This is a genomic window from Desulfotomaculum defluvii (genome assembly GCF_054657375.1).
The window spans coordinates 239,246-260,729 of sequence record NZ_BAAHYV010000001.1 but is presented as its reverse complement, the minus strand read 5'-3'; the positions used below and the strand labels follow the sequence as shown (position 1 = coordinate 260,729).

25 protein-coding genes and 5 tRNA genes are annotated in these 21,484 nt (G+C 41.6%); 28 read left to right on the top strand and 2 right to left on the bottom strand.

Annotation, left to right across the window (positions count from 1 at the left end):
- The first annotated feature begins 2 nt into the window (after window positions 1-2).
- Window positions 3-1,094: a DNA integrity scanning diadenylate cyclase DisA gene (gene disA, locus ACYQ03_RS01305; RefSeq protein WP_459907074.1), complete on the top strand. Its 1,092-nt coding sequence runs from the start codon at window positions 3-5 to the stop codon at window positions 1,092-1,094.
- Between the two features lie 61 nt (window positions 1,095-1,155).
- Here the strand turns inward: disA and ACYQ03_RS01300 are convergent, their stop codons facing one another.
- Window positions 1,156-1,551 (bottom strand): nucleoside triphosphate pyrophosphohydrolase family protein, encoded by a 396-nt coding sequence (locus ACYQ03_RS01300; protein ID WP_459907073.1) that lies wholly within the window; start codon window positions 1,549-1,551, stop codon window positions 1,156-1,158.
- Window positions 1,552-1,741: 190 nt separating this feature from the next.
- Between ACYQ03_RS01300 and ACYQ03_RS01295 the strand changes: the two genes are divergently transcribed.
- The 5 genes from ACYQ03_RS01295 to ACYQ03_RS01275 all read left to right on the top strand — a co-directional run bounded on the left by ACYQ03_RS01295 (window position 1,742) and on the right by ACYQ03_RS01275 (window position 6,660).
- Complete coding sequence (locus tag ACYQ03_RS01295; protein ID WP_459907071.1) at window positions 1,742-2,218, top strand: CarD family transcriptional regulator; 477 nt, start codon at window positions 1,742-1,744, stop codon at window positions 2,216-2,218.
- 142 nt (window positions 2,219-2,360) lie between these two features.
- The gene (locus tag ACYQ03_RS01290) at window positions 2,361-3,503 is read left to right on the top strand and encodes a PIN/TRAM domain-containing protein (RefSeq protein WP_459907069.1); all 1,143 of its coding nucleotides are present in this window, start codon (window positions 2,361-2,363) and stop codon (window positions 3,501-3,503) included.
- On the top strand, window positions 3,496-4,191 hold the full coding sequence (gene ispD, locus ACYQ03_RS01285; protein WP_459907067.1) for a 2-C-methyl-D-erythritol 4-phosphate cytidylyltransferase: 696 nt from the start codon (window positions 3,496-3,498) through the stop codon (window positions 4,189-4,191). The genes ACYQ03_RS01290 and ispD overlap by 8 nt, the downstream gene beginning before the upstream one ends.
- Window position 4,192: 1 nt before the next feature.
- Window positions 4,193-4,669 carry a 2-C-methyl-D-erythritol 2,4-cyclodiphosphate synthase gene (gene ispF, locus ACYQ03_RS01280; protein WP_459907066.1) on the top strand — a complete coding sequence of 159 codons (477 nt, stop codon included), beginning with the start codon at window positions 4,193-4,195 and terminating at the stop codon, window positions 4,667-4,669.
- 305 nt (window positions 4,670-4,974) lie between these two features.
- Window positions 4,975-6,660: a glutamine--tRNA ligase/YqeY domain fusion protein gene (locus tag ACYQ03_RS01275; protein ID WP_459907064.1), complete on the top strand. Its 1,686-nt coding sequence runs from the start codon at window positions 4,975-4,977 to the stop codon at window positions 6,658-6,660.
- A gap of 185 nt (window positions 6,661-6,845) precedes the next feature.
- Here the strand turns inward: ACYQ03_RS01275 and ACYQ03_RS01270 are convergent, their stop codons facing one another.
- The gene (locus ACYQ03_RS01270; RefSeq protein WP_459907062.1) at window positions 6,846-7,175 is read right to left on the bottom strand and encodes a hypothetical protein; all 330 of its coding nucleotides are present in this window, start codon (window positions 7,173-7,175) and stop codon (window positions 6,846-6,848) included.
- Window positions 7,176-7,436: 261 nt separating this feature from the next.
- Here ACYQ03_RS01270 and gltX point away from each other — a divergent pair, with 261 nt between their 5' ends.
- From gltX to rplL, 22 genes are all read left to right on the top strand, one after another.
- The gene (gene gltX, locus ACYQ03_RS01265) at window positions 7,437-8,885 is read left to right on the top strand and encodes a glutamate--tRNA ligase (protein ID WP_459907061.1); all 1,449 of its coding nucleotides are present in this window, start codon (window positions 7,437-7,439) and stop codon (window positions 8,883-8,885) included.
- Window positions 8,886-8,948: 63 nt separating this feature from the next.
- Window positions 8,949-9,617: a serine O-acetyltransferase gene (gene cysE, locus ACYQ03_RS01260; RefSeq protein ID WP_459907059.1), complete on the top strand. Its 669-nt coding sequence runs from the start codon at window positions 8,949-8,951 to the stop codon at window positions 9,615-9,617.
- Between the two features lie 21 nt (window positions 9,618-9,638).
- Window positions 9,639-11,102, top strand: coding sequence for a cysteine--tRNA ligase (gene cysS / locus ACYQ03_RS01255; RefSeq protein WP_459907058.1), 1,464 nt, complete (start codon window positions 9,639-9,641; stop codon window positions 11,100-11,102).
- Complete coding sequence (locus ACYQ03_RS01250) at window positions 11,084-11,518, top strand: Mini-ribonuclease 3 (protein ID WP_459907056.1); 435 nt, start codon at window positions 11,084-11,086, stop codon at window positions 11,516-11,518. The genes cysS and ACYQ03_RS01250 overlap by 19 nt, the downstream gene beginning before the upstream one ends.
- Window positions 11,519-11,601: 83 nt before the next feature.
- Window positions 11,602-12,339 (top strand): FAD-dependent thymidylate synthase, encoded by a 738-nt coding sequence (gene thyX, locus ACYQ03_RS01245; RefSeq protein WP_459907054.1) that lies wholly within the window; start codon window positions 11,602-11,604, stop codon window positions 12,337-12,339.
- Window positions 12,340-12,356: 17 nt separating this feature from the next.
- The gene (locus tag ACYQ03_RS01240) at window positions 12,357-12,515 is read left to right on the top strand and encodes a DNA repair protein (protein WP_459907052.1); all 159 of its coding nucleotides are present in this window, start codon (window positions 12,357-12,359) and stop codon (window positions 12,513-12,515) included.
- Between the two features lie 34 nt (window positions 12,516-12,549).
- Window positions 12,550-13,281 carry a 23S rRNA (guanosine(2251)-2'-O)-methyltransferase RlmB gene (rlmB, locus tag ACYQ03_RS01235; protein WP_459907051.1) on the top strand — a complete coding sequence of 244 codons (732 nt, stop codon included), beginning with the start codon at window positions 12,550-12,552 and terminating at the stop codon, window positions 13,279-13,281.
- Window positions 13,282-13,289: 8 nt separating this feature from the next.
- Window positions 13,290-13,802 (top strand): NYN domain-containing protein, encoded by a 513-nt coding sequence (locus tag ACYQ03_RS01230; RefSeq protein ID WP_459907049.1) that lies wholly within the window; start codon window positions 13,290-13,292, stop codon window positions 13,800-13,802.
- A 199-nt stretch (window positions 13,803-14,001) separates the two neighbouring features.
- Window positions 14,002-14,646, top strand: a complete 645-nt coding sequence (sigH, locus tag ACYQ03_RS01225; RefSeq protein ID WP_459907047.1) for an RNA polymerase sporulation sigma factor SigH — start codon at window positions 14,002-14,004, stop codon at window positions 14,644-14,646.
- A 166-nt stretch (window positions 14,647-14,812) separates the two neighbouring features.
- Window positions 14,813-14,888 (top strand) — tRNA-Thr (locus tag ACYQ03_RS01220).
- A gap of 11 nt (window positions 14,889-14,899) precedes the next feature.
- Window positions 14,900-14,985: transfer RNA gene (locus tag ACYQ03_RS01215), tRNA-Tyr, on the top strand.
- Window positions 14,986-15,045: 60 nt separating this feature from the next.
- Window positions 15,046-15,121: transfer RNA gene (locus ACYQ03_RS01210), tRNA-Met, on the top strand.
- Window positions 15,122-15,125: 4 nt separating this feature from the next.
- Window positions 15,126-15,201 (top strand) — tRNA-Thr (locus ACYQ03_RS01205).
- A 9-nt stretch (window positions 15,202-15,210) separates the two neighbouring features.
- Window positions 15,211-15,287 (top strand) — tRNA-Met (locus ACYQ03_RS01200).
- A gap of 320 nt (window positions 15,288-15,607) precedes the next feature.
- Window positions 15,608-16,810, top strand: a complete 1,203-nt coding sequence (gene tuf / locus ACYQ03_RS01195; RefSeq protein WP_459907026.1) for an elongation factor Tu — start codon at window positions 15,608-15,610, stop codon at window positions 16,808-16,810.
- 514 nt (window positions 16,811-17,324) lie between these two features.
- A complete protein-coding gene (gene rpmG, locus ACYQ03_RS01190) occupies window positions 17,325-17,474 on the top strand; it encodes a 50S ribosomal protein L33 (protein WP_459907045.1) in 150 nt (49 codons plus the stop codon).
- Window positions 17,475-17,580: 106 nt separating this feature from the next.
- Entirely contained in the window at window positions 17,581-17,934 is a 354-nt protein-coding gene (gene secE / locus ACYQ03_RS01185; protein WP_459907044.1) for a preprotein translocase subunit SecE, read from the top strand.
- Window positions 17,935-17,985: 51 nt separating this feature from the next.
- Window positions 17,986-18,513: a transcription termination/antitermination protein NusG gene (gene nusG / locus ACYQ03_RS01180; protein ID WP_459907043.1), complete on the top strand. Its 528-nt coding sequence runs from the start codon at window positions 17,986-17,988 to the stop codon at window positions 18,511-18,513.
- 29 nt (window positions 18,514-18,542) lie between these two features.
- Window positions 18,543-18,971, top strand: a complete 429-nt coding sequence (gene rplK / locus ACYQ03_RS01175) for a 50S ribosomal protein L11 (protein ID WP_459907041.1) — start codon at window positions 18,543-18,545, stop codon at window positions 18,969-18,971.
- A gap of 53 nt (window positions 18,972-19,024) precedes the next feature.
- A complete protein-coding gene (gene rplA, locus ACYQ03_RS01170; protein ID WP_459907040.1) occupies window positions 19,025-19,714 on the top strand; it encodes a 50S ribosomal protein L1 in 690 nt (229 codons plus the stop codon).
- 200 nt (window positions 19,715-19,914) lie between these two features.
- A complete protein-coding gene (gene rplJ, locus ACYQ03_RS01165; RefSeq protein WP_459907038.1) occupies window positions 19,915-20,451 on the top strand; it encodes a 50S ribosomal protein L10 in 537 nt (178 codons plus the stop codon).
- A 52-nt stretch (window positions 20,452-20,503) separates the two neighbouring features.
- Window positions 20,504-20,878, top strand: coding sequence for a 50S ribosomal protein L7/L12 (rplL, locus tag ACYQ03_RS01160; RefSeq protein WP_459907036.1), 375 nt, complete (start codon window positions 20,504-20,506; stop codon window positions 20,876-20,878).
- Window positions 20,879-21,484: the final 606 nt, after the last annotated feature.

Below are 21,484 nucleotides of genomic sequence, written 5' to 3'. Positions count from 1 at the left end.
TTGTGGTAAAGGACGAGAAAGTAGAGGATAAGTTACTTAAATTACTAAGACTGGTGGCTCCGGGAACCCCCTTAAGGGAAGGATTGGAAAACATTTTACGGGCTAAAACAGGCGCCTTAATTGTTATTGGCGACAACTCTGAGGTTATGGACTTAGCTGAAGGGGGATTTGCGATCAATGCAGATTTTACCCCAGCAGGTTTGTATGAATTAGCCAAGATGGATGGTGCCATTATTTTAAGCGAGGATACCAAGAGAATTATAGCTGCCAACACGCAGTTGATTCCTGATTTAATCATACCTTCCAGTGAAACTGGTATTCGACATAGAACTGCAGAAAGGGTAGCTAAACAATGTGATGTGCCTGTTATATCAATTTCCCAAAGAAGAAGTGTCATTACTGTTTACAAAGGACCTATTAAGTATTTTTTGAGAGACATTAGTGTAATTCTAGCAAAGGCTAACCAAGCGGTACAAACCTTGGAGAAGTATCGTACTGTGTCGGATCGGGTTATTAATGAATTATCTATGATGGAGCTACAAGAAGTAGTGACTCTATTTGATGTGACTAAAGCCATTCAGAGAATTGAAATGGTATTGCGTGTTAAAAAAGAAATTGATCGTTATATCAGCGAATTAGGAACAGAAGGTCGCTTAATTGCCATGCAGTTAGAAGAATTGGTGGCAAATGTCGAAGAAGAAGGCTTATTAATGATACAAGATTATGCCACTACATTGGGAGAAAAGACTCCGGAAAGTATTCTTAAGGTGATTGGTAGTTGGCCAGCGGAAGATTTGCTGGACCTAGTACTGATAGCCCGAGCTTTAGGATACCCGGGCAGTGCCAGTGTACTTGACCAAAATGTATCACCGCGGGGATACCGTGTTTTACGTAAAATTCCTAGGTTGCCTTTACCTGTTATAGAAAACCTAGTTGCAACCTTTAAATATCTACGCACGATAATTGTTGCCAGCATTGAAGAACTAGATGAGGTTGAAGGTATTGGGGAAGTTAGAGCCAGATCTATTAAAGATGGCCTTACCCGGTACGGTGAAATGCTTCTACAAGACCGTTATAAAAATCAAAAAATATAGGCGTGGAAAGAACCACGCCTCTTTGTATTGTAGAAAGTTTTCAATATTCTGATGCTTTGGCCTAAGTTAAATTATACCCCCTTAAAATTTCTAGTTGTTTGTGCTCCTTGATGAATATGTCATAAAGATTTAATTCCATAAGGTTGCATAGGGCAGCCATGTAAAAAAGTGAACGTCCAAGTTCGCTTTCAATGCTGTCACGACAGTTTTTACAAAGGTTACCAGATAAGTGGGAATCCAATAAATGCTTTAAATCCAGAAAAGTTGCATTCTCTGGTAAGGGCTTTTTATCGGCCGTGATTTTTTGGCAACCACAGGATGTTACAGAATGAACAACAGAGCGTTGAACTCTTACACCGGATTCCTGGAGCTTTGACAGTATTTCCAATATACTTCGATGGCAAAGCATCGTCTCAGAAACGGTATTTTGAAACTGATCACAAAGCAAATCTTTCATTCTGCCGGACCACTCCTTTTACTTTCCGTTACAGCAATTATAGCTATCTTAAAGGGGCTTTGTCAAACGGACCATTATGTCATAAAATGGTTATTGACACAGCAGTTGTGCTGTGCTAAAATATATGTTTTTTGACAGCTAAGTTATTATATGTTATAATAGTTACAACTTAGTTTGGGAGGGATTGGCCTTGTTTAAGATTGGCGACAAAGTCGTTTACCCTATGCATGGAGCTGGAGTTATCGAGGCCATTGAAGAAAAGGAAGTACTAGGAGAAAAACGACAGTATTATATCTTACGCCTTCCGATTGGCGATATGAAAGTGATGATTCCTATCAGCAATTGCGATGATGTTGGGCTCCGGGGCATAATTAACCGGGATGAAGTACCCACGGTTATGGGAGTGTTAGAAGGTCAAACAACTGTCATGTCGGGTAACTGGAATCGTCGTTATCGTGCAAATTTAGAAAAGATAAAAAGTGGTGACATTTACGAAGTTGCTGAGGTTGTAAGGAACCTACTAACTCGAGACAAAGAAAAAGGACTCTCTTCAGGGGAACGCAAAATGTTAGAGAATGCACGCCAAATACTAATTAGTGAACTGGTTCTAGCGGCAGAAATGGAGGAATCTAAGGCGAGGTCATTAATTGACGAAGTATTTGCCTAATAAGGATAATAGATATCATTTTGTCAATTCCTGATATTTAGGGTGTAAAATTCGCCCTTATTTGTTATTGAACCTAATTTTTGGTTAACTTATAATAACTATACGTAATGAAAATGTACCATGGGGAAGGGAGGTGAATAGATTGGTACGCAAAATGATATATGGTCTATTGATTTTGCTTTTTGGAAGCTTAGGTTTAGTGGCGGCTTTACAGAGTATTTCTAATAACTTTGTAACAGTTCCAGCCACTTTACCACAGTTGAAATTTGGAGTTATCGCTCTAGGAGCCTTGTTGGGGGTGCTGGTAGGTGTTATTATTACACCTTGGATTATTAGAGGAGGACTTGCTCTAACTGTAGTTGTAGACCAACATCTAGCAAAAACCCCAACCCAAGATATAATTATGGGTTCCCTCGGACTTATTTTTGGACTTATAATTGCTAATTTACTTGGCAATATTCTATCAAGCATGGGCCCTATTGGTAAAGCCATATGGTTAGCAGGGACATGTTTACTAGGTTATCTGGGTCTTTCAGTGGCTGTTAAGAAAAGGGAAGAAATTGTTGCCTTGTTTTCAACTCTACCACGTTTGGGTAAGGATAAATTTGGCAAGTCTGAGTCAAAGGCAAATCAGGTCAAGTTGTTAGACACCAGTGTGATTATTGATGGTCGAATTTCGGAATTATGTCAAAGTGGTTTTGTTGAAGGTGTTTTGTTAGTGCCCGTTTTCGTGGTGGACGAACTAAGGCATATTGCAGACTCGGCTGATTTATTAAAGAGAAATAGAGGTCGCCGAGGACTAGATATTCTCAATGCCATGAAAAAATCCTCGGATATTAAAGTGCAAATATATGAGAATACCAAAGGTTTAGATGAAATTCAGGAAGTAGATGCCAAGTTGGTTAAATTAGGGCAAAAGCTTGGTGCCAAGATTATTACTAACGACTACAACCTTAACAAAGTGGCAGAACTTCAAGGAGTAAAAGTACTAAATATTAATGAGCTGGCCAATGCTATTAAGCCAGTGGTATTGCCTGGTGAAGAAATGTCTGTTACCCTTGTAAAAGATGGTAAAGAAATGGGTCAAGGTGTTGCATATCTTGATGATGGCACAATGATTGTTGTGGATGGAGGTAAACGATATATTGGTCAAACCATTATCGTTTTAGTAACCAGTGTTTTGCAAACAGCTGCAGGTCGCATGATCTTTGCCAAGCCAAAGAGTCTAGATAAAAGAAGCGAAGCAGCGGGACATGTAATAAGTGGAGTGAATGCAATTGGGTAATGTTATTGCTATAATTCCTGCAGCGGGTACAGGGAGTCGTATGGGTTCCAAAGTAAAAAAGCAATATCTTAACTTACAAGACAAACCGGTATTAACCCATACTATTGAGATGTTGGAAAGGACTCCTGAGGTAACGGGAATAGTAGTTGTTGTGGCTCCTGGTGAAGTAGACCAATGCCGGGAATTACTTTTCCGGGGCAATTTATTTAGCAAGATTTTGGCGGTGGTACCCGGAGGTAACCACCGCCAAACTTCTGTCTATAATGGACTTTCTAGCTTATCTAGTCATACCGAAATGGTTGTTATCCATGATGGTGCTAGACCGCTGGTACAAGTAAATCAAATAAGCAGTGTTATTAAAGAGGCTCGGTTGGTAGGCGCAGCAGCCTTAGCAGTACCTGTTAAGGATACTATTAAGATGATAGATGATCAGGGATATATCATAGGTACACCTAACCGGGAAAAACTTTGGGCAGTTCAAACCCCCCAGGTATTTTGCTACGATATTATCTTAGAGGCACATCAAACTGCCCACGAGAAAGGTATTTATGCTACTGATGATTGTGCTTTGGTAGAAGCCTTAGGTAAACCAGTTAAACTGGTACAGGGTACTTATGAGAATATTAAAATTACCACACCTGAAGATATGGTTTTGGCTGAAGCTTTTCTGAGAAGGAGGAATCGTTAGGGTGCGAATGGGTATTGGTTATGATGTACATAAGCTAGTACCAGAGCGTCAATTGATACTGGGAGGAGTTGTTATACCTTATGAATTAGGGCTTTTAGGCCATTCAGATGCAGATGTTTTAATTCATGCCGTTATGGACGCATTACTGGGTGCCGTTGCCCTAGGGGATATCGGTCAACACTTTCCAGATAGTGATCCACGTTATAAAGGAATATCTAGCCTTACCCTCTTAGAGGAGGTTCGTGAAAAACTGTCTTCAAAGGGGTACTTTGTTAACAATATTGATGCTGTAATTGTGGCTCAGGCTCCTAAATTAGCACCTTATATTCAAGCTATGAGAGAGAATATTATTCAAGTGCTTAGGACCAATGCAAACTGTATAAATATTAAAGCAACTACCACTGAACGCCTTGGCTTTGCGGGGCGCGGCGAAGGCATTGGGGCCTATGCTGTTTGTACTATCCGAAAAAAGAGTTAAAAAAACTAATGGTTAGGGATCTTGAGCGCGAGTACTTAGAATATTGCTGGCCATGGGCCCTGTGCCATGGGCCATGAGCTAAAGACCCCGAAGCAAAACATGGATAAGAAGCCCAGGACCCATGGCACAAGGCCCTCTCCCAAGAAGGGAAAAACTAATGTTAAAGGCAAGATTGCTTTTACCTTATATAGTTTTTGACAATGAACGTCATTTAGTAATAAGAAAGAGGATTTTTGGACAACATGTGGAAAAATAGACACTTTATGACGTGTTTTTCTAAAAATTCTAAGAGGGAGTCATGAAGAATGAATAATAAATTGACTAGTTTTATCCACGATATTATAGATAAAGACATAGATGAGGGCAAAAACAAAAGAAAGGTACATACTCGATTTCCCCCTGAGCCAAATGGATATCTTCATATTGGACATGCTAAGTCCATATGCTTGAATTTTGGTATTGCTCAAGAATACAATGGATTATGTAATTTAAGGTTCGACGATACCAATCCAAGCAAAGAAGATGTTGAATATGTAGATTCTATTCAGGAAGATGTAAAATGGCTGGGTTTCCACTGGGATGATCGAATGTTTTACGCGTCCGATTACTTTGATCAACTATATTATTTTGCTGTCCAGTTAATCAAAGCCGGCAAAGCCTATGTAGATGACCTGAGTGCTGATGAAATCAGAGAATACCGGGGAACGTTAACTCAACCAGGGAAAGATAGCCCCCACAGAAATCGGTCGGTTGAGGAAAATTTGGAACTTTTCCAGCAAATGAAGGCAGGAGAATTTTCAGATGGTTCCCGGGTATTACGGGCAAAAATAGATATGTCCTCAGCCAATATCAACATGCGTGATCCTGTTCTGTACCGCATTCAAAAATCAAAACATCACCGTACCGGGGACAAATGGTGTATCTACCCAATGTATGACTATGCACACCCCCTTTCGGATGCCATGGAAGGTATTACTCATTCCATTTGCACCTGTGAATTTGAGGATCATCGTCCCCTCTATAACTGGATTGTAGAGAATGTTAATACCCTCGTTAATCTTAAGTCAATACCCCAGCAAATAGAGTTTGCTCGGTTGAATCTCAGCAATACCGTCATGAGTAAAAGGAAACTTAGACAATTGGTGGAGGAAGGATATGTTAATGGCTGGGACGATCCAAGGATGCCGACCATATCAGGCCTGCGTCGGCGGGGGTATACGCCAGAGGCCATAAGGGATTTTTGCGAACGTATTGGAGTTGCCAAGGCTGTAAGTACAGTTGATATTGCATTGCTTGAGCACTGTATCCGTGAGGATTTAAACCATAAGGCAGCCCGTGTGATGGGTGTACTTCGCCCCATTAAATTAATTATTGATAACTACCCAGAAGGACAAGTAGAATGGTTGGAAGCAGAATACCATCCGGATAATCCTGAACTTGGTAGTCGGAAAATCCCCTTTGCTCGGGTGGTTTACATTGAACAGGAAGATTTTATGGAAAACCCTCCGAAAAAGTACTTTCGATTAACGCCGGGGAAAGAAGTTCGTTTGAAATACGCCTATATTATCAAGTGTGAACGGGTAGTAAAGGATGAACAAACAGGAGAGATTATTGAAATTCACTGTACCTATGACCCTGATACAAAAAGTGGAACCAGCAATGAGGTTCGTAAGGTAAAGGGTACTCTACATTGGGTATCTGCGGATCATGCGATTAAGTCAGAAGTTCGACTTTATGATCACTTATTTACCAAAGCAAACCCCGAAGATGAAAAAGATGCAGACTTCAAACAAAATATAAACCCCATGTCATTGGAAGTGTTGGCATCTGCCTTTGTGGAACCCAGTCTAGCCAGTGCTAAACCGGGGAGTGGCTATCAATTTATCAGGCAAGGCTATTTTAGTGTGGACCCCGATTCAAATGATCAGCTAAAGGTATTTAATCGCATTGTCTCCTTAAAAGACTCCTGGGCCAAGACACAAAACAAATAACAACAGGACCCTTCCGATTCTTTTTCGGAGGGGTCAAATTATTGCCATTAGCTATAGAATCCTAGTTAGGGGGCCATGAGCCATGAACCATGGGCGTTTTACTTAGGGGTCTTTAAGCTCATGGCCCATGGGCGGCTTATTTTTACCGGTGTTTTACCGTAACTCATAGTTAATTATGAAAATTATTAACCTGTGCAACAGTTATTGGAGTAATCCCAACGAAGTTCACAATAGTCTGGACACCAATCCAGAAGTAGATCCAAATGGCCAACTGGATCAAAATTGTTTAAATCAAGTCTGGCTTGGTGGGTTTTTTTACCTACCTGGTGAGTGAAAATAATCTCAAAGTCTTCGTTGCGAATAAGTGAGAAATGAGATGTGCCAATGGTTTTCTCACAGAATATAACTCTTTCAATATTCCTATCGATTAATTTTTTATAATCTGGACGAAAACTTATGTGGCCTTTAATTTCGTTATATTCATCAATTAAGTCAGAAAGCCTAGGAGTTGTCATAGTTAATAAATACCTCCTAAAAATAACAAATAAACTCAAATTCATTTTCGCCATTGCTTAACAAAACCCTTCCAAGAATTGAAAAAAAAATCACAAGCTTTCTTATTAAATCTTATGATTAAATAGTAAATATGTTCCCAAAGATTATCGACAAAAAATAGTAATGTTGCAAAAAGTTGTGTGCCTTTACGTAAAGGTGATATAATATCCATCTAGAGATCAACTAATTTAAAATCATATAATTAAAAGGGGGAAGTCTCTTTGTCTGTTAGAGTAAGGTTTGCCCCGAGTCCAACGGGGCCTTTACATATTGGGGGTGCTAGATCTGCACTTTTCAACTGGCTTTATGCCCGTCATCACGGAGGTCAATTTTTGGTTCGGATTGAAGATACCGACCTGGAGAGGTCTTCCAGAGAGTCTGAGCAAAATATACTAAATGCCTTACGTTGGTTAGGTATCGATTGGGACGAAGGAATTGAAGTAGGGGGACCTAATGGGCCCTATCGTCAAACTGAACGTTTAGATGTTTACAGGAGACTTGCTAAAGAGCTTCTCGAAACAGGTCATGCTTATTACTGTTACTGCAGCGAAGAAGAATTGGCAGCCGAGAGGGAAGCCCTAATGGAGAAGGGCGAGCTGCCTCGCTATTTAGGAAGGTGCCGCAATTTATGCCCTGAAGATAGAGCGAAATTTGAGGCCGAAGGGCGGAAGCCGGTACTTAGGTTTAAAGTTCCAGAGGACAAAATAATAACCATTAATGATTATGTTCGGGGTCAAGTTGAATTCGAGAGTAACGGCATCGGGGACTTTATTATTATGAAGTCTGACAACATCCCTACCTACAACTTTGCTGTTGTTGTTGATGACCATGATATGAATATTACCCATGTGGTTAGGGCGGAGGAACACCTCTCCAATACCCCCAGACAAATCCTAATTTATGATGCTTTGGGTTGGCAAAAGCCGGATTTTGCACATATTTCCTTAATTCTTGGTAAAGACCGCAGTAAAATGAGTAAACGACATGGTGCCACTTCCATTGAACAGTACCAGAACTTAGGCTATCTGCCAGAAGCCTTGGTAAATTTCTTGGCCTTGTTGGGTTGGTCTCCTGGTGGCGAAGAAGAAATTTTTACCTTAGAACAAATTAAAGAACAATTTATCCTAGACCGGGTGGCTAAAAACCCCGCTGTCTTTGATATTGATAAACTTAACTGGTTAAACGGTCATTATATTCGCCAGGCTCCCGTTGATAGACTTACAAAGTTAGCTATTCCCTTCCTACGGGAAGCCGGCTATTTAGGGGAAAATCTTAGTCAAGAAGATATTATCTGGTTGGAAAAGGTTGTTGCCATTGCTAGAAACTACATTTCCTATATGCAGGAAATTACTCAACACGTAGATGTTTTCTTCTGTGATAGCATAGAGGTTTTAGAAGAAGATGCAAAACAGGTCAAAGCTTGGGAGCAAATGCCGGTGGTAATGAAAACTGCCCTTGAGTTATTTACTGCGGCTGAGGACCTAACTGAAGAATCCGTCAAGGCAATAATAAAAGCCGTTGGCAAGCAGAGTGGACTTAAGGGAAAATTTATCTTCCAGCCATTGCGCGTGGCGATCACAGGACGCACCCACGGCCCAGAACTCCATCAGATTATTCCTGTTATTGGCAAAGCCAAAACTCTAGCAAGGTTAGAAGCGGCTTTAAGGTAGAGGTAGAGAACTTGAAACATAAACAGAAGGATTTAGGCAAAAAGATTTTAAGGAGGATTTGCTTTGTTTGGCCGGATAAAGAAAGAAATCAATGCAGTATTTGAACGTGACCCTGCAGCCAAAAGTATTATTGAGGTAATACTTTGTTACCCCGGCCTGCATGCCATTTTACTCCATCGGGTTGCCCATGCATTATATAAGAAAAATTTTTTTGTTGTAGCAAGAGTTTTATCACAATTATCAAGATTTATTACAGGCATAGAAATTCACCCTGGGGCTAAGATTGGTGAAGGGCTTTTTATTGATCATGGTTCCGGTGTAGTCATAGGAGAAACTGCAGAAATAGGGGACAATGTTACCATTTATCAAGGAGTAACCCTGGGTGGAACAGGGAAAGAGAAAGGTAAACGTCACCCTACCATTGGTAATAATGTGGTTATTAGTTCTGGTGCCAGGGTATTAGGATCCTTCACCGTAGGAAACAATGTAAAAATCGGTGCAGGCTCTGTAGTACTAAAACCTGTACCCTCTAATTGTACGGTGGTGGGGGTACCTGGACGTATTGTGATTCTTGATGGTCAAAAGATTGATGATAATTATGTACCTGATTTGCGGCATGATCAATTACCAGACCCAATTGCCGATTTATTAGGTCAAATGCAATCGGATATTGAGCGATTAGAAAATAAATTTAAAAAACTAGAGCAAGAATGCTGTAAAGTAGAAAAATAATCGGAGGGAGCTAAGGATCGGATGCAAGTTTATAATACACTGACCCGGACCAAGGAAGAATTTGTCCCAAGGGAGAAGGGGCAAGTTAGCATGTATGTTTGTGGGCCGACCACCTATAACTTTATTCACCTTGGAAATGCTCGTCCGCTGGTATTCTTTGATACGGTTAGAAGATATTTTATTTATAAAGGCTTTAACGTTAATTATGTGCAAAATTTTACCGATGTAGATGATAAAATTATTAACCGTGCCCATGAAGAGAAAATGAATCCACTGGATTTAGCAGAGAAATATGTGAGAGAATTTTTTGTGGATGCCGATGCCTTAAATGTTTTGCGAGCAAATACACACCCAAAGGTATCAGAACACATCAATGAAATCATTGACCTAATTAAACGTATTGAAAAACAAGGCCATGCCTATAGTGTAGATGGGGATGTCTATTTTGCTGTTCGGAGCTTTGAAGGTTATGGTAAATTATCCGGCCGAAGCTTGGAGGATATGCAGGCAGGTGCTAGGGTAGAAGTGGACCTGCGAAAGAAAGATCCTATGGACTTTGCACTTTGGAAGGCTGCCAAACCAGGTGAACCCAGCTGGGATAGTCCCTGGGGACTGGGACGCCCAGGCTGGCATATTGAATGCTCAGCCATGGCGGAAAAATACCTGGGAAATGGCTTTGATATCCACGGCGGGGGCTTTGATTTAATTTTTCCCCACCATGAGAACGAAATTGCTCAATCTGAAGCAGCTTCCCAGCAGCCCTTTGCCAGGTATTGGATGCATAATGGGTTTATTACTGTGAATCAGGAAAAGATGTCTAAATCCTTGGGCAATTTCTTTTTGGTTAGAGAAATATTAGATAAGTTCCCTGCCGATGTGGTAAGATGGTATCTTCTTTCTACCCATTATCGCAGTCCTTTGGATTTTGACGATGAAAAGCTGGTCATGTCTGGCAAAGGTTTAGAACGTATTAAAACAGCCATACGTCTGCTTTATGAGGTTATGGATCTTCCAGTTGATGAAGCTACCAATTCAACAACGCCTATAGAAGATTTTGCAGAAAAAATTCAGGCACTTAAACTGGAATTTGAGAAAGCCATGGATGATGATTTTAATACTGCCTTAGCCATTTCAGTTCTCTTTGATTTAGCAAAGGAGGTTAACATCTACATAGGCAAACTCAATGGGAAAGTAACACCCGAAGCCAAAGGATTTTTAGATCAAGCACACAATTTAATCAAAGAATTTAATAGTGTATTGGGTATATTAAAAGAAGATAAATTGACAGGCAGACTTATTCTTGAAGTGAACAATAACGACAATGCCTTAACAGAAGGGTTGGTTCAGCTTATCATAAAAATAAGACAAGAAGCACGAACCAAAAAAGATTGGTCTACAGCTGATGCAATCCGAGATGGCTTGAAGGAGCTAGGGATAGTACTTGAAGATACTCCCCAGGGAGTTAGATGGAAAAAGCAGGGGTAAATTTGTTTAAAGAACTATGTTTAGAATGTCAAAAAATAAATCCGGTACAACTACCCAGTCTGGCCTTGGCTTATATTGGGGATAGCGTATATGAACTGGCTGTTCGTCAGTATTTGCTAAGTCAGGGGGCAGTGAAAGTCAATCAACTTCACAAAAAAGCTGTTCGCTATGTACGGGCAGGTTCCCAAGCTAAGGCACTATTCGCATTGGAGGGGAACTTAACCGAGGAGGAGATTGCAGTGGTCAGAAGGGGTAGAAATGCTAAGTCAGCTACTCTGCCTAAAAATGCCGATATTATGGAATATCGGCATGCCACTGCCCTAGAGGCTCTGATTGGTTACCTTTATCTGCAGGGTAATACTGATAGAATGCTTGAGGTTATTAACCTTGCCATAAACGCCATTGAACTAAATTAAATATAACAGTTATACTTTTTTTCTAACATTTTCATAAAGAATAAGTGCCGTACCAAAGAATTCACTTTTGGGAGAGAAGATAAGTGGGTAAAGTATCATTAAAAGTACGTTTGTTGGAGCATACCCCCAATCCAGAAAAGGTTGTGGCCATGGCGGCTAGATTGTGCTATTCTCCGTCTAATATTGATGGTCTAGTGGAGGATGTATCTGAGACAGACCAACGGTCTTTTATAAAAAAACTGATGGAAATGGGTCATTACAGCACCATCGAACACGTTAGCTTTACCTTTGGCATTGAGGGTGTTTCCCGGAGTCTTTTAGCCCAGATAACGAGGCATAGAATTGCAAGCTTCAGTGTGCAATCGCAACGGTATGTAGGTGAAACTAGATCGCTAAACAATCAAGGAACCTTCGATTTTGTTGTTCCAGAAACTATTTTGGCCTTAGGACCAGAGGCCGTAACAGAGTTTGAAGAGCAGATGACCCAAATTCAAACGTGGTATGATGGCTGGGTTCAAAAGTTGGGTGGTGGCCGAGGTGCCTATGAAGACGCTCGATTCGTGTTACCCAATGCTGCTGAGACAAAGATTTTTGTCACCATGAATGCTCGAGAACTGAGACACTTTTTTAATCTTCGCTGTTGCCAAAGGGCACAGTGGGAGATCCGGAAACTGGCAGAAGAAATGCTTAGCCTAGTTAAGGAAGTGGCACCGCTACTATTTGCAGATGCTGGTCCTGAATGCCTTGTCGGGCCATGTCCAGAAGGGAAACTAAGTTGTGGCAAGAGAACAGAAATCCGTAAAAGGTATGGGGTAGATTAATAGGGAGCGTGAATTTAATGAAGAGTCCTTTTATTATCCTTACCCTTTGGGGCGTTGCTATGATTTTAGGTGTTATTGGTGTAGTAACCCGTAAGAAAATACTACTTATATTAGGGATGGTTGCTGCATTAGGTGGACTAGCCGTGACCTTTTGGCTCAAGAGCATGATTGAATAAGAAGCTTATATCCAGAAACAGTGGAGGCGTTAGCATGAGTGAAATCATTGCCGGCAGGAACCCAGTAAGGGAGGCTCTACGTGCAGGGCGACCCATTAATAAAATAGTTATGACAAAGGGAGCCGGCAACGGTCCTCTGGCAGAGATTGTAAGATTAGCAAAAGAGAATAATGTTCCCATACAACTGGTGGATAGGGAACATCTGGACAAAATGAATTCAGGCGTGCCACACCAGGGAGTGGTTGCTTATACCGCGGCCAAGGAATATGTAGATTTAGATGAAATATTAGCAATGGCCAGAGCTAAGGGTGAAGATCCTTTTATCATTATGCTTGACGAAATAAATGACCCACATAATCTTGGAGCTATTATTAGAACTGCTGATGCGGCGGGGGCCCATGGGGTTATTATACCTCAGAGAAGATCCGTACCCTTGACAGCTACAGTGGCAAAGGCCTCTGCAGGTGCGGTAGAATATGTTCCAGTGGCTAGGGTTACTAATCTAGATCGAACAATCCGACAGTTAAAAGATGAAGGACTTTGGGTTGTTGGGGCAGATATGGATGGGTCGGAGACATATTGGGAAACAAAACTAACTGGGCCGCTGCTTTTAGTTATCGGGGGAGAGGGCAAAGGGCTGGGCAGGTTAATAAAGGAACGATGCGATATATTAGTTCGTTTGCCGATGGTTGGTCGTGTTGGATCACTAAACGCATCTGTGGCAGCCGCATTACTTATATATGAGGTGGTACGCCAGAGAGGGTAGATTAGTCCATGCGAGAATTTTCTCTGGTGGACGGATATAACGTTATTTACGCCTGGCCGGAATTTGAGAAGATGCTTGAAAATGGCTTAGATCATTGCCGAGACCAATTGATTAATTCACTTGCTAATTTTGCCGGATATGAGGGTAGTTCAGTTACAGTGGTTTTTGCCGCTCATTTGGTTAAGAGTGGAGTTGAGCACCACGAAATAGTCCATGGTATAGAGGTGTATTATACCATGGAAGGGGAAACTGCAGATTCATTAATCGAGAGAATCGTGGGTGACCTAGGTAAACAAGGAAATGTGTATGTAGTTACCTCTGATTGGGATGAGCAAAAAATTATTTTTGGCCGAGGTGCCTATAGAGTAACACCTAAGGAATTCAGAAGTCAGGTAAAAAAGGTAAATAAACAGAGGCAAGAGAAATTTAACAAAGTTAATCCTACCGAGGGGTATTTGGCAGACAAGCTCCCGGCAGATATTAGGTTAATGTTGGAAAAATGGCGTCGTAGAAAGAACTAAAGTCCGTGCCTATTGGATTTATTTTACCTTGACGATTCTTTTTAGGATAAGCTATAATTAGTCATGTAACTAAAGAAGGCTAACTAACTAATTATGAGGACTTGTAAATCAGACCCCAGGTTTTCGTTTTGCAGGGCTTTTCTGATTGCTTTTTTCTGTTTTGGTGCTTTCCTAAGATGAGAAGACGGGGGCGATAGTTTTGAATCATAATGCACAAAGAGAAACTTCCGGCGGATATCATATAATGGTAGATGAAGATGTCGTTGAGTTTGCGCGTGAAGGTGATGACGCGGCGCTGGAGTTCTTAATTAACAAATATAAAAACTTTGTGCGTGCAAAAGCTCGCTCATATTTCCTTATCGGTGCAGATAGGGAAGACATTATTCAGGAAGGCATGATCGGGCTTTATAAAGCAATCCGTGATTTTAGAATGGACAAGCTATCATCATTTCGTGCCTTTGCAGAATTATGTATTACTAGGCAGATTATTACCGCCATTAAGACTGCCACCAGACAAAAACATATCCCATTGAATTCTTATGTTTCTCTAAACAAACCTATTTACGATGAGGATTCAGATCGTACACTTCTTGATGTGATATCTGGATCTAAAATCACCGACCCTGAAGAACTAATTATCAGCAGGGAAGAATTCGACGACATTGAAGAGAAAATGGGAGAAATATTAAGTTCTCTTGAGTGGAAAGTACTCATGTCATATCTCGAGGGGAAGTCCTACCAAGAGATTGCTGAGGATTTAAATCGTCATGTTAAGTCTATCGATAACGCACTCCAAAGGGTTAAACGCAAACTCGAGAGGTATCTGGAGAAACGTGATCTTTAACTAGTTAACTGATCTATCTAATGTTGATAAAATTCTACACGATATCCAATATACCTTTATTTAATCCAAAAAAAATATAGTTAAAAACATCTAATATTTCCAACGATTACATCTCATAAAGTGTTGACATGTCCAAGTACATCTGTTATCATAATCAATGTTCGGTGCCGGCGTAGCTCAATTGGTAGAGCAGCTGACTTGTAATCAGCAGGTTGCGGGTTCGAGTCCCATCGTCGGCTCCAGTTAAAAATTTGGAGGGGTTCCCGAGCGGCCAAAGGGAGCAGACTGTAAATCTGCCGTCAGACGACTTCGAAGGTTCGAATCCTTCTCCCTCCACCATATACCTACTAATTGAGTCTTGTGTATGTGATTTAATTGTGGTAAACTGTTTAATGCTGACGCGGGATAGAGCAGTTGGTAGCTCGTCGGGCTCATAACCCGAAGGTCGGAGGTTCAAGTCCTCCTCCCGCAACCAACATGCTGCTATAGCTCAGTAGGTAGAGCGTATCCTTGGTAAGGATAAGGTCACCGGTTCAATCCCGGTTAGCAGCTCCAAAAGAATATGGCGGTGTAGCTCAGATGGTCAGAGCACACGGTTCATACCCGTGGTGTCACTGGTTCAAATCCAGTCACCGCTACCAAGAGAAGCCAGTCCTATGGACTGGCTTCTTTATTTTGATTTTGCGACAGCGGGGACGGTTCTCCCTGTCGCAAAATTATGCAACTCAAGCGCAAACTTAGCCAGCAATGCGACAGCGAGAACCGTCCCCGCTGTCGCATTGCTGGCTAAGTTTTTTCTAATAAGAAAAAGAAGGATTTTTGCGATTATTATCGAAAATAGCAAATGGCTTACATAGGGTTATATATATGAAAGGTATAAAAAGAGCATAATTTTGGAAATAACTTTAGAGATGGAAGAATCTCTGCTAAATCCCGAACAATGGAGGAGGAGAATTTAAGCATGGCTAAGGCAAAATATGAACGTACTAAACCCCACGTAAACATCGGAACCATTGGTCACGTTGACCATGGTAAAACCACTCTGACTGCTGCTATCACCGTGGTACTGTCTACTTCCGGTGGTGCTGCTGTAAAACGTTACGATGAAATTGATAACGCTCCTGAAGAACGTGAACGCGGTATTACTATTAACACTGCACACGTAGAATATGAAACTGCAAATCGTCACTACGCACACGTTGACTGCCCTGGTCACGCTGACTATGTTAAAAATATGATCACTGGTGCTGCTCAAATGGACGGAGCTATTTTGGTTGTATCCGCTGCTGACGGCCCAATGCCCCAAACCCGTGAGCACATTCTGCTCTCCCGTCAGGTTGGTGTTCCTTACATCGTAGTATTCTTGAACAAAGCCGACATGGTTGATGATGCTGAACTGCTCGAACTGGTAGATATGGAAGTTCGCGAACTGCTGAGCTCCTATGAATTCCCTGGCGATGACACCCCCATTGTAGCAGGTTCCGGTCTGAAAGCACTGGAATGTGGCTGTGGTAAGCGTGAATGCGAATGGTGTGGCAAGGTATGGGAGTTAATGGACAATGTAGATGCTTACATTCCTACTCCTGAGCGTGCTGTAGATAAGCCGTTCTTGATGCCCGTAGAAGACGTGTTCTCCATTACTGGTCGCGGTACCGTTGCTACCGGTCGTGTAGAGCGTGGTCAAGTAAAAGTACAAGACGAAGTTGAAATCGTAGGTCTGAACGAGAAACCTCGTAAGACTGTTGTAACTGGTGTAGAAATGTTCCGCAAGCTGCTGGACTTTGCTCAGGCTGGAGACAACATTGGTGCTCTGCTGCGTGGTGTAGATCGTAAGGAAATTGAGCGTGGTCAAGTATTAGCTAAACCCGGCAGCATTAACCCCCACACCAAATACAGTGCTGAAGTATACGTACTGACCAAAGAAGAAGGCGGCCGTCATACTCCTTTCTTCAACGGCTATCGTCCTCAGTTTTACTTCCGCACCACTGACGTTACCGGTATCGTACAACTGCCCGAAGGTGTAGAAATGGTAATGCCTGGTGACAACATTAAAGTAGATGTAGATCTGATTACACCCATCGCCATTGAAGAAGGTCTGCGCTTCGCTATCCGCGAGGGCGGTCGTACCGTAGGTGCTGGCGTTGTAACTGGTATTAGAAGTTAATACAAAAAGCTTTTAAAGGGGAGTGGGTTATCCTACTCCCCCGCTTTAGCCATTAGCTCTTAGCTATTGGCTGTTAGCTAAAAGATTTTTAAGTCATCTTGATGGCCTTAGACAACCCAGGTGCCTGGCTCTTACCGTAGCAAAGTACTTCAAACTAAAATGACCTTACAAGCGAGCAAGTGCCTGGACCGTCGAACGATTGGGCTATTTTAAAACTATGGAGCAACTGGGGAACGGGCGACCAGAGGGCGGCCCATCCAAGCCCATGGCCATTAAGTATGCTATACTAACAGCTATCAACTAAAAGCTAAAAGCTAAAGGCTAATGACAAAGTGGTATATAAATCCAGCAAGTGAGACAGAATACTAATGTGGCTTATTGCCACGGGATAACTATTGACATCCAACAACACTTATGTTAAATTTGTTAAGGTATATTACTAGACACGTATATTACTAGATAATACTAGACAATATCGGTCCAAGTCTTTTTTCGTTTTAGGGAGGTGGCAACAGTGCGAGTAGGCGTAACTCTGGCTTGCACCGAATGTAAACGGCGCAACTACACCACTGACAAGAATAAAAAGAACGATCCTAACCGGATTGAACTGAAGAAATATTGCAAGTGGTGTAACACACACACCGTACACAAAGAAACCAAGTAGTTAGAGCCAACTTTAGCCCCAAGAGTTGTATTACCGCATTACATAATGGGGTTTTATTCAAGGCGCTACTGGTGAAAACAAAAAACTAAGGATGTGGCGTTTTTCGATGGCTGTGCAAAAGAAGGATCATAAAAAGGCAAGCGCTGCCAAGGAAACAACGGCAACCAAAGAAGCCAGCGGGGCTGAGAATAAAAAGGATGCGGTCCCGAAGGATACTGCAAAGTCTGTGGCAAAAAAAGAGCCGTCTAAGGCACAAAAGCCTTCAGTTTCGGATCGGGCTGGCAGCGTAAGCAAATATTTGCGTGGGGTTCAGAATGAACTTAAAAAGGTACACTGGCCCACCCGTAAGGAAGTTATAACGTATACTGGTGTAGTACTTGCTTCTGTGGCTGTGGTTGCCGTGGTTATTTGGGTGCTGGATTCGCTTCTCAGCTTAGGCGTTTCGGCCATAATATCCTAAATGTCAAGCGAGGGGGTGGGGAACCCCAGAGGAAAGGGGTTCCTTCTGTTAATGAGTAAACAGTGGTATGTTGTGCATACTTACTCCGGGTATGAGAATAAGGTTAAGGCTAACTTGGAGAGGCGAATAGAATCAATGAATATGGAAGACAAGATCTTTCGTATTCTAGTACCCATGGAAGATGAAGTTGAAATTAAAAATGGCAAGAAAAAACTCTCGAAGAAAAAGGTATTCCCAGGCTATGTGCTGGTAGAAATGATTATGACCGATGACTCCTGGTATGTTGTTCGCAACACTCCTGGTGTTACTGGCTTTGTTGGCAGTGGTTCCAAACCCATTCCTTTAAATGAGGATGAAGCTAAGGCTATCATTAAACAGATGGGCATGGAGGAACCAAAGGCCAAGATAGATTTAAGCCTTGGCGAAAACGTCAAGGTAACCGATGGTCCCTTTGAGAATTTTGTTGGTGTGATAGAAGAGATTTACCCCGACAAGGGTAAAGTTAAAGTTATGGTATCCATGTTTGGACGTGAAACTCCCATCGAACTCGATTTTACACAGATTGAGAAATTAGAATAAGAAATAGGTTGTAAGGAGGTGGACTGGAAATGGCTAAAAAGGTAGCTGCCATTATTAAATTGCAAATTCCGGCCGGTAAAGCTACCCCAGCACCCCCGGTAGGACCTGCTTTAGGTCAACATGGGGTTAATATTATGGGGTTTGTTAAACAATATAACGAAGTAACTGCTGCTCAGGCAGGCTTGATTATCCCGGTTGAAATTACTGTATATGAAGACCGGTCCTTTACCTTTATTACTAAAACTCCTCCTGCGGCAGTATTGCTGAAGAAGGCTTTAGGTATTGAGACCGCTTCTGGTGAACCTAACAAAAAGAAAGTGGGCAAGCTTGACCGTTCTAAGGTTAGAGAAATTGCCGAATTAAAGATGCCTGATCTAAACGCTGCCAGTGTAGAAGCTGCTATGCGTATGGTAGAAGGAACTGCCCGTAGTATGGGCATTGAAATTGTAGAAGGATAACTTCATCCGGTGGGAGGATGTAGTCCGCTAGTACCACAAAGGAGGTAATTTTCATGCCGAAAGAAGGCAAAAGACTTCAAGATCTTAAAAAAGAGTTTGATAAAAATACTCTTTACGAGCCCCTTGAAGCCATTGAATTGGTTAAAAAGACTGCCAAGGCAAAGTTTGATGAAACTGTAGAAGTTGCTTTTCGCCTGGGTGTTGACCCCCGTCACGCTGACCAGCAACTAAGGGGTGCTGTAGTTTTACCCCATGGTACTGGTAAAACTAAAACAGTATTGGTTTTTGCTAAGGGTGATAAGGCTAAAGAGGCTGAAGCAGCTGGTGCAGATTTTGTTGGTGCTGAAGATTTATTGGAAAAAATCCAAGGCGGATGGCTTGGGTTTGATGTGGCTATTGCCACTCCTGATATGATGGGTACTGTTGGTCGTCTGGGACGTATATTGGGTCCCCGTGGCTTGATGCCTAACCCCAAAACTGGTACTGTTACCTTTGAAGTGGGTGACGCTGTTAAAGATGCCAAGGGTGGTAAGATTACCTATCGTACTGATAAAATTGGTATCATTCATGCGCCAATTGGTAAAGCATCCTTTGATGCTCAAAAGTTGGTTGAAAACTTTAAAACCTTGGCCGATACCTTAGTGCGTATTAAACCGGCTTCTGCAAAGGGTCAGTACATGAAAACAATTACAGTTTCTTCAACCATGGGACCTGGCGTTAGAATTAACCCGAATAAACTTTAGTAACATACCCGGTACCTACAACTGAAAAGGTTTTCCAGTCGTAGACAGTTGGTGTCCTTAGGGACTTAATGAAACATGTCGCCAACCGAGACCGGGTTCTTGTCTGCAAACTTATAAAGTATTGCGGGGATTTCGGTGTGTGTCTATGCCAAATCCCCGCATTTGTTTTTCAATAAATCAATCGGAAGGGGGTGTATCTCTTGCCGAGTACAAAAGCTCAAAAAGCAGTGATGTTAGAACAGGTTAAAGAAAAAATGTCCAACTCTCAGGTAACTATCTTGGCAGATTTTAGTGGCGTGCCAGTAGCTAAAATTACTGATCTACGTGCTCGCCTGCGTAATGCTGGTAGTGAAATGAAAGTAGCTAAAAATACTATTGCTGGTATTGCGGCTAAAGAAGCTGGCATTGAAGGACTAGATCCTTATCTTGAAGGCCCCACCGTGTTTGCCTTTGGAATCGAAGACCCTGTAGCTCCAGCTAAAATTCTTAGTGATTTTGCCAAGGAAATCAAGCAAGGGGTTGAGATTAAAGCTGGTATTCTGGAAGGAAAAGTAATTGATGCTAATGGTGTTAAAGCATTGGCTGACCTACCATCCAGAGAAGTTTTGCTGGCCAAAGTGTTGGGTGGTATGCAAGCACCTATGTACGGCTTTGCAAGCGTATTGGCCGCCAATCTGCGTAATCTGGTTTATGTATTGGATCAGGTGCGTCAACAAAAAGAAGGTCAGGTATCTTAAGATAATTGTAGCTTAAAAATATTTTAAAACCTTGAGGAGGTTACTTATTATTATGTCTAAAGTAGCTGAAGTATTAGAAATTGTAAAAGGCCTAACCGTTTTGGAACTGGCTGAATTAGTTAAAGCTTTTGAAGAAGAGTTTGGTGTATCTGCTGCTGCTCCTGTAGCTGTTGCTGCTGCTCCTGCAGCTGGTGGTGCTGCTGCTGAAGAAGAGCAAACAGAATTTGATGTAATTCTGACCAGTGCTGGTGACAAGAAGATCAACGTTATTAAAGTTGTTCGCGAAATCACTGGTCTTGGCCTAAAAGAAGCTAAAGAATTGGTTGATGGTGCTCCAAAGCCTGTTAAAGAGAAAATCGCCAAAGAAGAAGCTGAAGCTATCAAAGCTAAATTGGTTGAAGCTGGCGCAGCTGTTGACGTTAAATAATTATATTATAAATTCTCTTTCTAATAGGAATGCAAAAACACTGCCATTACCGGCAGTGTTTTTGTCTTTAGCTAATAGCCATTAGCAGGAAGGATAGCTAAAAACTAAAGGCTAAAGGCTAAAAGCTAAAAGCTTAATACCAAATGGCTCATGGCACAAGGCAAAGCTGAAGGCTGAAGGAAAAGATTATTTCTAGATAAAATTTAATTAAGCGACAACATGAAATAAATAACGACTTGACAAATACAATTACCTGTGCTAACATTACAAAATGTCATTCTATGGTTTACTTCTATAATTTTTAGATTAGGTGGCAAAAACTGTGCATATTTTTCTGCATAAAGGGCCAAAATAAAATAGATAGGGATCATAATGCATAGGCGAGGTATTGTTAAAAAAGCAAGACCTTGCTTTTCGTTGTCTGTAGTTTTTATATCGGAGAGCGAACAAATTTCTGATTTCCAATGGCAAACAAAAACAGACGCTATACCCTAAAGGGTAGGTGAAATACGTGCCCATTAGGGTATGACGTCGGCCAAGTTTTTCTAAACACTTTGATAATAAAGTCAAAGTTTTTATATAGCTACATTATGTTTATGCTAAATA

Coding starts and splice junctions, on each gene's coding strand:
- ACYQ03_RS01230 (WP_459907049.1), top strand. CDS start 13,290: ATGCGAGAATTTTCTCTGGTGGACGGATATAACGTTATTTACGCCTGG.
- ACYQ03_RS01250 (WP_459907056.1), top strand. CDS start 11,084: ATGGAAAAAGCAGGGGTAAATTTGTTTAAAGAACTATGTTTAGAATGT.
- secE (WP_459907044.1), top strand. CDS start 17,581: ATGGCTGTGCAAAAGAAGGATCATAAAAAGGCAAGCGCTGCCAAGGAA.
- ACYQ03_RS01240 (WP_459907052.1), top strand. CDS start 12,357: ATGAAGAGTCCTTTTATTATCCTTACCCTTTGGGGCGTTGCTATGATT.
- ACYQ03_RS01275 (WP_459907064.1), top strand. CDS start 4,975: ATGAATAATAAATTGACTAGTTTTATCCACGATATTATAGATAAAGAC.
- tuf (WP_459907026.1), top strand. CDS start 15,608: ATGGCTAAGGCAAAATATGAACGTACTAAACCCCACGTAAACATCGGA.
- rplA (WP_459907040.1), top strand. CDS start 19,025: ATGCCGAAAGAAGGCAAAAGACTTCAAGATCTTAAAAAAGAGTTTGAT.
- nusG (WP_459907043.1), top strand. CDS start 17,986: ATGAGTAAACAGTGGTATGTTGTGCATACTTACTCCGGGTATGAGAAT.
- ACYQ03_RS01300 (WP_459907073.1), bottom strand. CDS start 1,551: ATGAAAGATTTGCTTTGTGATCAGTTTCAAAATACCGTTTCTGAGACG.
- cysS (WP_459907058.1), top strand. CDS start 9,639: ATGCAAGTTTATAATACACTGACCCGGACCAAGGAAGAATTTGTCCCA.
- rlmB (WP_459907051.1), top strand. CDS start 12,550: ATGAGTGAAATCATTGCCGGCAGGAACCCAGTAAGGGAGGCTCTACGT.
- ACYQ03_RS01270 (WP_459907062.1), bottom strand. CDS start 7,175: ATGACAACTCCTAGGCTTTCTGACTTAATTGATGAATATAACGAAATT.
- rplK (WP_459907041.1), top strand. CDS start 18,543: ATGGCTAAAAAGGTAGCTGCCATTATTAAATTGCAAATTCCGGCCGGT.
- rplL (WP_459907036.1), top strand. CDS start 20,504: ATGTCTAAAGTAGCTGAAGTATTAGAAATTGTAAAAGGCCTAACCGTT.